This is a genomic window from Candidatus Schekmanbacteria bacterium RIFCSPLOWO2_02_FULL_38_14 (assembly GCA_001790855.1).
Taxonomy (GTDB): domain Bacteria; phylum Schekmanbacteria; class GWA2-38-11; order GWA2-38-11; family GWA2-38-11; genus 2-02-FULL-38-14-A.
The window spans coordinates 1-14,177 of the sequence record MGDH01000010.1; the positions used below are offsets into that span (position 1 = coordinate 1).

8 protein-coding genes and 1 pseudogene are annotated in these 14,177 nt (G+C 33.8%); 5 read left to right on the forward strand and 4 right to left on the reverse strand.

Annotation, left to right across the window (positions count from 1 at the left end):
- Together A3H37_10770 and A3H37_10775 are read left to right on the forward strand one after the other, a co-directional pair.
- Positions 1-733: pseudogene (locus tag A3H37_10770) on the forward strand (hypothetical protein).
- On the forward strand, positions 730-1,758 hold the full coding sequence (locus A3H37_10775) for a hypothetical protein (GenBank protein OGL50955.1): 1,029 nt from the start codon (positions 730-732) through the stop codon (positions 1,756-1,758). Before A3H37_10770 ends, A3H37_10775 begins: the two are co-directional and overlap by 4 nt.
- 10 nt (positions 1,759-1,768) lie before the next feature.
- On the opposite strand, the gene A3H37_10780 is transcribed toward A3H37_10775, so the two are convergent.
- Positions 1,769-3,814 carry a hypothetical protein gene (locus tag A3H37_10780; GenBank protein OGL50956.1) on the reverse strand — a complete coding sequence of 682 codons (2,046 nt, stop codon included), beginning with the start codon at positions 3,812-3,814 and terminating at the stop codon, positions 1,769-1,771.
- 77 nt (positions 3,815-3,891) lie between these two features.
- Positions 3,892-6,213 (reverse strand): hypothetical protein, encoded by a 2,322-nt coding sequence (locus tag A3H37_10785; GenBank protein OGL50957.1) that lies wholly within the window; start codon positions 6,211-6,213, stop codon positions 3,892-3,894.
- Between the two features lie 152 nt (positions 6,214-6,365).
- Between A3H37_10785 and A3H37_10790 the strand changes: the two genes are divergently transcribed.
- The 3 genes from A3H37_10790 to A3H37_10800 are packed head-to-tail and all read left to right on the forward strand — an operon-like array spanning position 6,366 to position 10,767.
- Entirely contained in the window at positions 6,366-7,067 is a 702-nt protein-coding gene (locus A3H37_10790) for a cell wall biosynthesis glycosyltransferase (GenBank protein OGL50958.1), read from the forward strand.
- A gap of 6 nt (positions 7,068-7,073) precedes the next feature.
- Entirely contained in the window at positions 7,074-9,116 is a 2,043-nt protein-coding gene (locus A3H37_10795) for a hypothetical protein (protein ID OGL50959.1), read from the forward strand.
- Positions 9,106-10,767, forward strand: a complete 1,662-nt coding sequence (locus A3H37_10800) for a hypothetical protein (GenBank protein OGL50960.1) — start codon at positions 9,106-9,108, stop codon at positions 10,765-10,767. The genes A3H37_10795 and A3H37_10800 overlap by 11 nt, the downstream gene beginning before the upstream one ends.
- A 6-nt stretch (positions 10,768-10,773) precedes the next feature.
- Here the strand turns inward: A3H37_10800 and A3H37_10805 are convergent, their stop codons facing one another.
- Positions 10,774-12,960: a hypothetical protein gene (locus A3H37_10805; protein ID OGL50961.1), complete on the reverse strand. Its 2,187-nt coding sequence runs from the start codon at positions 12,958-12,960 to the stop codon at positions 10,774-10,776.
- Positions 12,961-12,974: 14 nt separating this feature from the next.
- Positions 12,975-14,147, reverse strand: a complete 1,173-nt coding sequence (locus tag A3H37_10810; GenBank protein OGL50962.1) for a hypothetical protein — start codon at positions 14,145-14,147, stop codon at positions 12,975-12,977.
- Positions 14,148-14,177 lie beyond the last annotated feature (30 nt).

Sequence of the window (14,177 nt, forward strand, 5' to 3'; positions counted from 1 at the left end):
TGGTTACTTCAGTTTTGGGTTAGTCAAAAATTTTAACTGCCTTGGCGGTGGAATGGTTGTAACGGATAATCAGGAAATATACTCAAAAATCCGCAATGAGGTTAATACTTTCTTACCACTTGCAAAATCATATCTTTTCAAAAGTGCGTTTACTGCATTCTTTGTATGGTTATTCACGCACCCATTAATATTTACATTCACTGTATATCCTGTCCTTTTATTAATCTCAGTTTTGAAATTTGACTTTATAGATAAAATGTTCAATGAAAATCCTGAAGAGATGTTAGCAACTGACTTGCCTGAATACTATAAGAGAAAGCTTGCCAATATGCAGGCAGTTATAGGTCTTGAACAATTAAAAATTCTTGACTATAACAACAACAGACGAATGGAGAATGCAATATATTTGAATAATTTACTTAAGGATTTACCTAAAATCAAACTTCCTGAAACAATTGATGGAGTAAAAAACATATACCTTAATTTTTTTATACAGGTAGAAAAAAGAGAAGAATTGCTGATGAATCTGCTAAAAAAAGGAGTTGATAGTACCAAAGGGTTCCTGCTTGCTTGCTCATATGAAAAATGGCTTTCTCAATATTTTAAAGATTGTCCGGTATCTTTAAATCTGACAACAAATGGTTTATATTTTCCTATTTATCCATCTCTCAACAAGAAAGATATTAATTATATTGCTCATTCCGTCAAAACCTGTCTTGAAAAATCTCAATGAAAACCCATGAATTAATAGATATCGGTTCCTCTGTTCTCAAAGCCCATCTTTTAAAGAGAAGCTATCCGCTGAATGTAGTTCTCACAGTGACAACAAGGTGTAATTTCAGGTGTCAGTATTGCAAAATATGGGCTCGCAACGAAAAAGATATGAGTTTAGATGAAATTATTTCTCTAATTAATGAGCTTTCAATAAACGGAACGAAACGGTTGAGTTTTTACGGAGGAGAGCCTCTTTTGAGAGAGGATATTGGAGAAATTATAGATTACGGTAAAAAGAAAGGATTGTTTCTGACTATAAATACAAACGGGTTCCTTTTGGAGCAGAATCTCGATAAAATCCGAAAAATTGACATTATTACTCTGTCCTTTGACGGATCACCCGAGATTCATGATTCACAGAAATATAAAGGAGCATATGAAAATTTAATGAGAGCTATAAAGGTTTCCCGCAAAGAAAAAATTCAGGTTTGGACTACAACCACTTTAACTAAAAACAATATTGACCAGATTGATTTCATATTAAATAAATCTCGTGAACTTGATTTTTTCACAAATTTCCAATTAGTTCACCATCCTCCTGCAGCATCAGGAGATGCAAACTGGCTTATCCCATCAGCAGAAGAATACAGAAAGGCAATTTTAAAACTCATAGAAAATAAGAGGTTGAATAAAACAAGAATTATAAATTCTCTGGAATACTTTAAAGCCCTCTATAACTGGCCTGATTATCATAAACCTTGTTATCCTTCAAAAGAGAACAATTTTACAAAAAATGTAAAATGCTGGGCTGGAAAGTTATTCTGCCATATAGATTCAAACGGAGACCTTTACGCTTGTCATCAGCATTTAAAAAAAATAAAGACATATAATATACTGGATGGAGGGTTTTTAAAAGCATTTAAAAATATTCAAAAAATTGATTGTGAAATATGTCTGGCTGGTGATTATTTGGAGTACAATCTTCTTTTTTCTCTTCATTTGGGAGCTGTCTATAACACCCTGCGGTGGAGACTTAACCTCTGAAGGCTATAATCTATTCCTCAAAAACAGTTTTTTTTACTATTTCAACTATCAAAGGTCCCCAGTCGTGGTAAGTAGAGTATATTTTAAGATCAGACAACATAAATTGTCTTCCTTCTTTTTCATCTTCTTTTCCTAATATTATTAACTTGGCTTTTCCTTTTTGTCGGATAGCCTTTACAGGTTCACCAGAAAATTCATCCCTTACACCATCAACATAGAGCTTTATTGCTTCAATGACTTGGCTTCCATCTGCTTTCCATGTAGCAACAATATGATGGGGGGTGTCATTTGATAAATTTTTAACATCACACACTGACTGATACCATCTCTCTGTGAAAATACTAAAAACTATAAAAGGTCCAGTATAGCTTTTCCTTTTAGAATCATTTATCCTGTCAAGAATCTTTATTTCCATCAGATTCTTTTTTCCTCCACCAGATATCGTTATAATATGATGACTCTTAGAATCATTCCATTTATAGGAAGGTTTTATCCAAAACTCAATAGTTCCCTCCTTCTCATTGATATTTCCATTTGCTTCAAAACTTAGACTTTTATTATCTCCGAGTAAAATCCCTTCTTTTTTTATCTCTAAAGGTGAGGGAGATTTAGCTCTTGGATTACCTTTTGCAGAATCTGCATCTATTTTGCCATGAAAACCCGCATTAAAAATTTCTCCGGAAGGAGGAAATTTATCCATTTTAATTGTTCTATCAATTCCAGCATTTAGATACCCAAGGCTTTTAAGCTTTTCCTCTGTCTTATTATCAATTCTAACTGTTTTGGGGATAGGGTTATTCATGGTTACAATCCATTTTAATAGCTCTCTCTTCAAACTTTCACCTCTATCAAAAGCCATCTGAAATAGATTTTCACTTTCACTTGGGTCCTCTTTTAAATTGAAAAACTCAGGTTTCCCCCTTACAGGAAGGGAAAGGATTAGTTTCCAATTACCCTTGCTCAATGACTTAAAATTGTGAACTTCGCTGTAACAGGCACGATCTTCAAAACTTCTATCATTAATAATAGATGAAATCAGGTCAGACCCGTAAAGCATAGCCTGTGGTTTTATTTTTAATACAGATAAAACAGTCGGCATTATATCTATCAATTGAACCCTGAGTTTAATCCTTTTCCCCTTTTCAATTCCTCCGTTATTAAATGGAAATTTGATTATAAGAGGAACTTTTATTTCAGGTTCATATAAGCTTTCTCCATGTTCAATAAGATGATGCTCTCCCAAAGATTCACCATGGTCAGATGTTAAGACTATTAAGCTTCTATCATAGAGACCTAATTTTTTAATCTTATTAATCAATTCACCAATAAATTCATCGATGTAACTTACTTCTCCGCCATAAAGCGCTTTCAAGCGATTGAGATCCTTAATGTTTAGCTCTGCTTCTTTTCTGTTAAACTTTTCTTTAATCCATTCATGAGTATAATCAAAATTCCCTTTTTCACCTTTATTAAAAAAAGACTCATATGAGCTAGTATAAGGTTCATGCTGTAGATAGGGATAATGTGGTTCAAAGTAATGCATCCACAGAAAGGATTTATTCCCATAGTTTTTCTCAATCCATTGTAATGATTTGGCGTGAAATTTGGTAACAGGCCTCTGATAATCAGCGTCAAGGTCCTCATTAAATGTATCAAATCCCTGATTAAACCCAAATTTTGAGCTGACAAGTGTTGTGCTTATAAAAGCACCAGTAATATATCCATTCTTTTTTAATGTTTCAGCCAAAGTTATTTCTGATTCATTAAGAGGATTATTATAACTTAAAGCTCCGTGCTGAATTGGATATTTAGAAGTCATTAAAGTTGCATGAGATGGTAATGTCCATGATGACTGAGAAATTACATTCTCAAACAAAACTCCGTCAGAAGCCAGCTTATCGATATTTGGAGATTTAACAAATCCATTGCCATAGCAGGAAAGGTAATCAGCCCTGAGCGTATCAACTACTATAAGAATGAGATTTGCAGGTTTTTCATAACTAGTTTTATAACATGCAGATATACTGAATACAAGCAGTGAAATAAAAATAATCACAATACTTTTAAAGCAAATAAACGTTTTCATCTTTTAATGTTCAGTATTTTATACTGTCAAGAAACATCTCATTATTTTCAAGCTGGTTCTATTTCAAAAAATTCAAAGTTTATTGGAATATTCCCTGCGCTGTGAGAATCGGCTCTTAAAAACTCTATTCTATTTATCCCGTCTTTTTGAAAACTTTCAGGTAAGTTTATAGAATAGATATTCCATCCGGGTTTAATCAGAATCTCTTTAGCTTTATAATTATTTAGCTTTATAATTAATCTGAAATTCTTTCCTTTAAAAGGCTTTAAGGTGGAAGCCTTGAATTTGATTTTCCTCTCGTTTACATTATTGAAACGAACGAGAATCAAAGCTTTATCCTCAACAGCCTGTATGCCTGAGCTATTTTCAGATATCTCTGACCAACCCTTTGCAAGGTATAAATTTGAGATATTTTCTTTCGGATTAATCCTGACACTATCAAATCCCTTACTCTTTTCTACTTTGTACACCTTATAAGTTGTATCAAGAGCTGTAATTTCACTGAAAAAAGGGTCCTCACGTGGCGGAGATTTGCTTTCTAAATAATTTTTATATCTTCTAAAAGAACTCTCTATATTAATTCGATTCTGTCTGCTGTTCTCGAATATCAACTTAACAGGAAAAACTTCTCTTACATAATTATCTATGTTTGTCAGGGATTCTTTGCTCATATTAGTAAAAACCCTCTCATAGACTTCATCAAGAACTATATATCTTATATCTAAAAATTCTAAAAATTCTCTTACATTTTCTCTATCTTTTTGCATAATCTCTGGAGAAACAGGATTACCATATTCCAAATCTATGAGAGATTTTATTACAGGCGCTCTCGCAAAGTAATCAGTATTATATCTTGATGTTCTGGCAAGCATTCCGTCAAGTATTCTTTTCTCATGATAAGTCTGGTAGTACTGGAAGCGCGTTAAATTATACCCTAAATGATAAGTCCCTTTAGCTCTCCATCCAAGAGGTATGTGGAGAATTGTAAAATCCTCTGAGTTATTTTTAATTCCTTCATAAACACTTGGGATTTTCATATCAGATATTAAAGGAAACGGTATGGAAAGGTACTCAAATATGATAAATGCAATAATAGCCATCTGCGATAAAAGAAGGTTTTTTGTTTTTCTTGTAAAAAGCATTTTTGATGAATAGCCTGCAAGAATGGCAAAAAATAACATTACCATTACCCCATAACGCCCTGGTATTCTAACAGCTTTCAAAAACGGAAGATAGTAAGTTATCAGGTATGGCATCGGGATTGTTCTATGTGAGGAGAAAAAATGTTCTTTGCCGTTGATGTGAAGTATTGGGCCAAAAGTCAAAAGTATGCTTATCAAAAGCATTAAAATCCAGAATTTTAAGATACGGTAATCTTTAATTTTAAAAAGAGAAAGTAATGCAAGTAAAATAACTGTATAACCCGGAAAAATTGTAGTTTCCTGGAAAATACCTGAAAATTTTCTTGTCAAATTAAAAGAAAAATCTCCCCAGATTGGATGGATAGGATTGGGAATAATGTATGCTAATAAATCAACAGATTCAAATTTTGCATTTTCAAAAGTTGAAGATAAAATTTCTCCTCCCTCTTCCAAAAGGAATTTACCCATCGAATAGAGAACAGGAGAAAACAATAGAAGGAAAAGAAAGAATACCGCAGAACACCTTAAAATAACTCTTTTTCTCAAGGAGGAGTTCTTTTCTGTTATTAGACAGTATGCTAAATAAGACAGAGTAAAGATAACTGCAAATAGCCCATATATCTCACAAATAAGAGTATTGAATAAAAGGAACAGGCTGGCAAGAAAAATATTAAAATGCTTTGCTCTTTCCTCGTTAAAGGATTTCAACAAGAAAAGAATATAAAAAGGAATCCATTGAGTACTAAGATAGTTTATGAATGAAACTTTAACAAAATGGAAAGGACAAAAGGCAAAAATCAACCCTGATATAAATGCTGCTATTTTATCCTTTACTAAATAGTCAACAAGAAGATAAGTCCCAAAACCGGATAATACAAAAGCAGAAAAAGTCAGAGTATTGAAGATAAGTACGATATTTTTTGTGGCAAGGAAAAAGGGTAGTGCAAGAATACCATTAAGCAGTATAAGAGTATGAAATACAAGGCTCGTACCTATAGGATAGAATATGTAATCAGAAAACAGTAAGGAGTAACCTTGGAAACTGAATGCTTTTTTAATCCACCAGATATTCCATATAAGCATCGATCCATCAATATCATCACCAAGTTTATGAGTGTTAAATTTTGCTATCCATGGATAAGTGAGGACAATAGTTAATAAAACATAAATGCACAGAACTATTAGATTTGGCTTAAAAAAAATATTCTTTTTATTATGTTTAAGCATTGATAATGAATTTTATCTGAAATTAATTTTAAAAGTAAACTTCATTTTCCAAAAAAGAAAGCAGATTAATAACGGTTATCGTGTTTACATTGTTTCGTCTCATATTATTTTTATTGCATTTTGTTAAAATATTATATTATTAATAATTTATTATGTCATTTAACAAAAAACTGAATATTTCTGCTTTTTTCCCTTGTTACAATGAGGAAAAGAATCTTGAAGCCTTAACAAGCTCAACTCTAAACTTTTTCCAGACAATTTCAGACCAATATGAAGTAATTATAGTAAACGACGGAAGTAAAGATAATACCAGAGAAATTGCTGAAACCATAGCAAATAAAGACCCGCACGTAAAAGTATACAATCATGAAACCAATTATGGATATGGGGCTGCTCTTAAAACTGGATTCAAAAATTCTATCTATGACTATATTTTCTTCACTGACGGAGATAACCAGTTTGATATAAAAGAGATTGGAGGATTGCTTCCATACGCTGAGGAGTTTGATATTGTAGCTGGTTACAGGATTAACAGAAGGGACAATTTCATGAGGAGATTAAATGCCTGGAGTTTTAACCTTTTTGTAAGAATACTTTTTGGATTGAAAATAAGGGACTTAAACTGCGCCTTCAAGCTCTTCAAAAAAAAGGTTATAGATTCTATTGATATAGACTCTACCGGAGCTTTCATAAACGCTGAAATTCTAATCAAGGCTAAGAAAAAGGGATTTACAATCAAAGAAGTTGGAGTAACACACTATCCAAGACAATGGGGAAGCCAGACAGGGGCAAACCCGAAAGTAATCTTCAAAGCATTTCAAGAGCTTTTTAAGCTGCGTGGGAAGCTTAAGTAGCAGTTATTGAATCTTTATGCAGCAGGCTTGCGTGGAATCTTTAAATGTAAGGAATATTTTTTAATATATTTGCTCGCTAAACCCAACAGCCTGTCTACCATCAGGCAGGCAAGCTGTGTGGATGTGCTCGCTATGCATTTTCAGGTAAAAACAAAACTTCCAATATTTGCCATCATATTTATTGCCCATCTTATAGGAGTATTCGGGTTTTTATCTAATTGTGATTTTCTGAGTGAAACTTCTTTGCTCAACGATGACTATTCCATCCATTTTTCTCACATTGATCCGGTTAAAAAAATTTTTTCTGAAACAGGGAAACTTTGGGGGTACAGCCCGTTTTTTATGGCCGGATATCCAAAGTCAACAGTCTTTGATGCTGACGCAAAATCAGCAGAGATTATAGCTCTTGTTTTTTCATCAATCAATTCTGCCGTTGTTTACAAATTTTATATTCTCTTTAACTTCCTTCTGTCACCTTTAATATATCTATGGGCTTCAAAAAACCTAAACTTACAGGGCAATAAATTATTAATAGCCTTTGCCATGGGAACAGCCTACTGGTGGAACTCTCCGGCTTTAAGATTTAATCTTGCAGGTCAGTTCGCATTTATCTTTGTCTCCTACATCGGATTATTAATCTTTTCTTTATTTTATCGCTTTCTAAAAGAAGAAAAAACTGTGTTTATGCTATTGGCAATGATTATTGGGACATTTGCACTGAGTGTCCATATTCTTGCACCAATTAACATTGCAGTTCCCTGCCTTCTTCTTTATGCGGTTTTTTCAAGAAGAATGAGATTAAAAAGCCATATCTATGTAATATCATCCCTTGCTCTTATACTTTTTTTCAACAGCCCTTGGATTATACCTTTCATAAAATATTATTCTCTGAATAATCTCTCTGAAATAGAATGGTTTTTTGGCTCAAAAAATCCTTTTTTCTTCGTTGATTCTTACTTCCCCGGAGGAAGCATTTTCCGTTATCTGAGGCTTGCGATTTTAATCTGTGCCATCGGAGGTTTTATTAAATGGAAGGCAAAAAGGAATGATTTGCTCATACCATTAGGAGGTGGCTCAATTGTTCTTTTTATTTTTGCCTATTTCGGGGCATATTTTACTTTTGAATTTTTGCAAAATCCCTGGAGATACGAATTTATTCTCAACCTGTTTCTCTTCATACCGGCTTCTGATTTCCTCTCAGAAATCTTTGAAAAACAGGGAAGAATATCATTTCAAAAAAGAATTATTGCTATTGTTGCTTGTATATTTCTTCTTATTACAATTTTTCCTAAAAATTTAGCTAAGGCAGCAAAAATGCTTTCCATCCCTTCAGGAAATGATAAGATTATGGTATATGACAGGCTAAATAAAACAACCAAAGGACATGATTATTTTTCCCATGAAGCTATTCCCACTTCTCATCTGCCTGCACCTGCTTCAGAATTAATAGACTGGATAAAGAAAAATACTTCAAAAAGCGGAAGAATACTTCTTGAAGATTCCTGCTGGCAGAGCGGACATGCCTACTGGGGAACTCATCTCCCTGCTCTTTTCCCTTTATATACTGACCGAGAATTTATTGGTGGTCCCTTACCTCAATTCTTCATGAAACATCATTTTGCAGAATTCCATGATGCAACCATTTTTGAAAAACCAATAAAAGAGCTATCTTCTGAAAAACTCAGGAGATACTTTGATCTTTACAATGTAAAATGGATAATATGCTTCATTTCAAATTCAAGGGAGTATTTTGACAGCCATCCGGAAATAGTAACACTGCTAACAAAAATAGATAAATTTTATATCTATGTGGTTAACAGAAACCCAAACTTTTTCCTGAAGGGCAATGGAGAAATCAGTTCCGATTATAACCACCTGTACCTAAAAAATGTTTCCCCCGGGAACATAACAATAAAATATCACTGGCATGATACTCTTAAAACAAAACCTGAGCGGAAAATAGAAAAAGTTACAATAATGGATGATCCAATTGGGTTTATTGAAATCTATAACGCTCCTGAGAAAATAGAGATATATAATGCTTACTAAAAACGGACTGTCATCTCATGCTGGCATTCTACCTATCTTGTCATTAGCTGTAATTTTTCTTTTTATTAACCTCGGAGATGTGAAACTCTGGCAGGATGAGGCAGAGACTGCCATGCTTGCAAGGTCTGTTCTCAAAGGCGGAATCCCCAAAGCATGGGATGGGAAAAACCTTATATCCTCTTTAAACGGAGCAGACTTTAATGAGGATTTTATCTGGACATGGCATCCCTGGGCTCAGGCATATCTGACGGCTCTTTCTTTTTCCCTGCTCGGAGAGAGTAATTTTTCAGCCCGTTTCCCGTTTGCTTTGGCAGGATTTTTAACAATTTTTTTTCTATATCTATTAAGCCTTAAACTCACTAATGATAACAAAATTGCTCTCTTATCTTCATTTTTTCTGACTATTTCCCTTCAATTTATTCTCTATAGCAGACAATGCAGATACTATTCATTACTTGCTCTTTCTGTTATTCTTATAATTTATTCTTTTTACAAACTCCAAAGCAAGACAGGAAGGATTCTGTTTATACTTTCCTCAACCTTGCTTTTCCATAGCAATTTTCTTCCTTTTTTCCCAACTATTTTTGGGCTTTTTGTTTTTTTAATTATTACAAATAATCAAAGAAAAAATATAAAACATTTTTTGTTCTGCAGCGCAATTATTTTTCTTCTAACTATTCCGTGGTTAATTTATACAAAAGGCTTCTCACAAGGAGTTTCTCTATTGGGAAAAGGCGGAGAACCATCATTTATAGCCCAGGAATTTGATCTGTTAAAAATAGTTAATGAAAACGTATTTCCTCTTATTTTCATTCCAGTTGCAATATATTTTTTGTTTAAAAAGCGTACCGCCCACCGGGAAATTTATCAGCTACTGCTCATTATAATTATTTTAAATCTCTTATTTCTTCCCTATATAAGCTATACTCAAAATATAATAGGAATGAGATATGCCGTAGGGTTAATACCTCTTTTCTCTTTTCTTTCAGCACTGATAGTAAAAACACTCGTTGATTACAAAAGATGGCTTGGATATTTTGTTTTCTTAATTTTAATCTCAACCAATATTTTAAACAGCTTCCCAAATATCATCTTTAATGCAGTAAGTATACCTTTAAAAGAAAACACAAAAACTGAAAATCTAAAATCTGAATTTAAGAATATGCTTTTGGGAAAGAAAATCTATTTTGATTTTCTATATGAATTGACTCACAGCTACAAAGGCCCTGTTGACGGCATTGTTGGATTTCTGAATAAATACGGAAAAAGAGAAGATACTGTTTTAACCAACTATGAATCAGCCCCTATACTTTTCTATACAAACCTCAATATTGCCTATGTCATCTCAAATAAACCAGAGTTCTATAGCTCCATCCCGTCAAATGAGTATAATCCAATCATTGAAAAAAAGCTTCCAGATTATGTTTATACCCTAAAAAAAGTTGACTGGATAATACCAAGAGCAAATTACAGGAACCGTCTTTTTAACCGGGATAAAATATTAAAAGAAATGGAGAAAGAAGGACACAGGATAAAAAGGTATGAAATTGATTCTCCTGACCTTCCGTGGAATAACAGAGCTGATATCCGCTATCATAAATTTAGAAATGTGGAAAATTATCAAAAAGTAGTTATATACAAGGTAAACTGAATTCACTCACAGAACTTTTCTTTCTTTTATCCTGTTAAGTATGAAATTTACAACTTTGCCATCCGTGAAATTCTCTTCTACAGCCATTTTGACCCCCTTATAGTAATATCTTTTATCATCTTCATTCAATGTTTTTTCTCCTTTAATGATTCTGCTAATTTCGTTTTCCAATGCTTCTGAATAGAATTTATTTTCTAATCCGTATCCTTGCTCAGGCTGAAAATATGACTGAACAAAGAAATAACCCCAAACCTTTCTTCCATATTCTATGCCAATTCCCTGAAAACAAAATCCCTTATATTTATCTTCAATTTCTTTGATTGCTTTTCCTGATTTCATAACCAAATCAGAAGAAAGATACATTCTGGATTCAGCATAGTAAAACTCGAAAGCCATTAATCCTCTCCCAAGTCCGAAATAACATGCAGGTTTATACCTGTCATCTACCATATTTATTAAAGCAAGAACCACTGAAATATCCCATTCTGAAGATAACCCGTTATCTAATGAAGAATACCTGTGAAATTGCATGAGTGCTTCATAAGCCAATCCCTGATAGCAAAAAGCCCTGTAGGGTTCAGGAATCTTTTCAATAAACTCGCTACATCTACTGAGATCATCTTTAAAGAGCATAACGCTTGCTCTCCCTATTCCTGAATATAGGTATTTCCTGTATTCAGGTTTGGCTCTATCAATAGCTTTCACTCCTTCGCTAATGTTTCCTCTGAAGATCTTTCCAAAATCAATCCCTATTAGCTCATAATATTCAGGAATATATTCCTTATCCATCCTTCCTATTAAATGGTTTATCCTTTCAAATTTATCCCCGCGGTTCTTTATATACCTTGGTAGAAGTTCATCGTAGTGATACCCTTTAAGAATAAAACCTTTCCCGATTTCATCAAATCTAATAAGCCTTAAATTGCTGTAAAGACCTGCAGCTATCAAAAACACAAAAGTAAGCACGGATAATATTTTTAGGACAGTATTATTAAACTCTGACCAGATTGTTTTTAGTCCTAATGTAATCGTAAGAAATATGAATGGATAAAGGGGAGCATAATACCTGTATTTGGAAACATCAAACCATTCAAGCTCGACAATCTTCGGGTTATAGAATCCGCTGAATGTAAAAATGGATAAAAATATTATGATGTAGGTTACAGGGAGGAGTTTTTTCAGGCTTTCTTCACTGGGTTTCAGGTTGTTTCCAACAGGATGGGATTTATTTCTTAATTTTTTGTTTAACGGCATTAAATAAACAAAAAGAAAAACCAGAAAAGAAAAGATAAAAACGAAATAATATAAGTATGAAATAATATCTATGCTATCCCACCCGATACCGAATCCAAAAGACAAGGGGACATCTTTTAAAAATATCTGGTAAAATTTTTTAGTGAGGTAACTTATGTTATATTTGTAATCGACTTTTGCGAGGAATTCATCTGAGAATAACTTGAACCCGTTTACATCCCTTTGATACAGGTTATAGCCTATCCATGGAGAAAACCCTGCAAAAGAGCCTGCAAGATAGATAAAAAAAGATTTTTTCAGGAAAAAGCCTTTATCCCAAATGAACCATAACGCAAAAAGTGTAATTATGGTTATCAGGGATATATATGAAAAATATATTGAGAATCCGCTCAGCAGTCCAAAGAGCAAAAAATAGCTGTTTTTCACAGGGTTACTTTTTTTGTCTGCGTAAATGATTTTAAAAAACAGGATGATTGCAATGATTGTAAAGAAATTAGATTCGCAGTGATTCCCCCAGGCTATTAAAGATACTTTTGAATAAAAAGGCGGCGCGAGGATAAAGAAAACAGAGAAAAGAAGCGCTATTGAGCGGGAGAAATATTCATCTAAAAACTTATACCAGAGAATAAGTGTTCCCAAAGAAAAAAGAAGTGATAAGAGCTTAAGGGAAATAAGGGAAGGCCCAAACAAAAAGAAAAACGGTGCTGTTAAAATTCCTGAAACGAGCGTGCCTCCTGAATGGGGATAAGCCTGGTAGTCATAGAGAGGCATTTTTACCTTTCCGCTGACTATATCTTTTGTTATACAGCCGTTGGTTCTTTCTTCATAGGCAAATATTTCATCTATATTTGTAAAGAGTAAAGAGAGGCGCAGGAATAAAAAGAGGGAAATAATACCTATTAAAAAAATATATTTCCTTTCTTTTCTTTCTAAGTTCATTCTCTTCCCTTGAGTCAGAAAATAATCCGCGAAGCTTCCATAAACCTGTAAATTTCCTCTGCTGCAATCCTGTGGGCTTTGGATCTCCAGTGGCCCCATGAGTAGAGACCATTGTCAGATTTTGCTTCCTGCCTGAGTTTCGGCAGAAGGTCAATGACCATTATCCCGTCTGAATTAAGCCTTTCCGCAAGCAGGGAATTTAAACTTTCCATATTATAATTTCTTTTATTAAGGTGATATTCTGTCATGAGTCCATCAAAAGATGCTTCATAAACCTGAAAACCTGCCGGGATTAATACAACTACTACCCCTGCACCTAATTTTTCTGATTCTTTTTTTATCTCTTTTATTATGCTCACAGTAAGTTCAAAACCCTTTTTATATTTTTCCGGCAGTGGATTTTCAAAATAGGGAAAATTTTCCATATCGAGTATTGCATATTGGCTGTAAAATTCGCTTATTCCCCATTTCCACAGAAGATTTTCGATTCTTGATTTAATTAAGAAATAGGCAAGGCTTTTTTCTTTTAAATAGCGGTCAATATGGCAGAAAAGAAGGGCAGGGAATTTTCTTTCAAGGTCTTCATCTATTTTATTTTCAATATAGATGTCATAGAGAAACCCGTTGTCCTTTACCCGTCTTCTTTTAACCCCGCCTATCTGGTTGTCCAGAAAATCGTTTCCTACGTAGAAACCTACGAGAACCAAATCTGGCTTGTAATATTTCCCATCCTTTTTTAAAACACGGAGTTCCTGGTCATTGCCATATCCCGGCACGCCGATATTTATAACCTCAATATTCTTCCCAGTATATTGTTCCTTAAGAATTCTCTCTAGGACTTTGGCGTAAGTCTCTTCCATTTCAACGCCCTCGCCAAAAGTGAAGGAGTCTCCCAAGGCAAGAATTTTTAAATCAGTTTTTTCATTGGCGTTATACTCCCTGTCCCTTAAACCTCTTGAGTTAGTAATCAGCCTGTGACCCTCAAAGATTGTAGAGAGATTTGGCTTCAGGCAATAGCCTGAAGCCTTATTGTTCTGGTAAACGTCCCTGTTAGCAAAATCTCCAAAAATATTTTGCAGTCTACCCTGAGGGATAAGCCTTAAGGAGATTTCTATCACCAAAAGAATAAAGAAAGCAGCAGCTATTGCCAGAGCAAAACTGCGGATTGTATTTTTTAATCTTTGCATGTTATTTAATACTGAAAATGCTATTATATT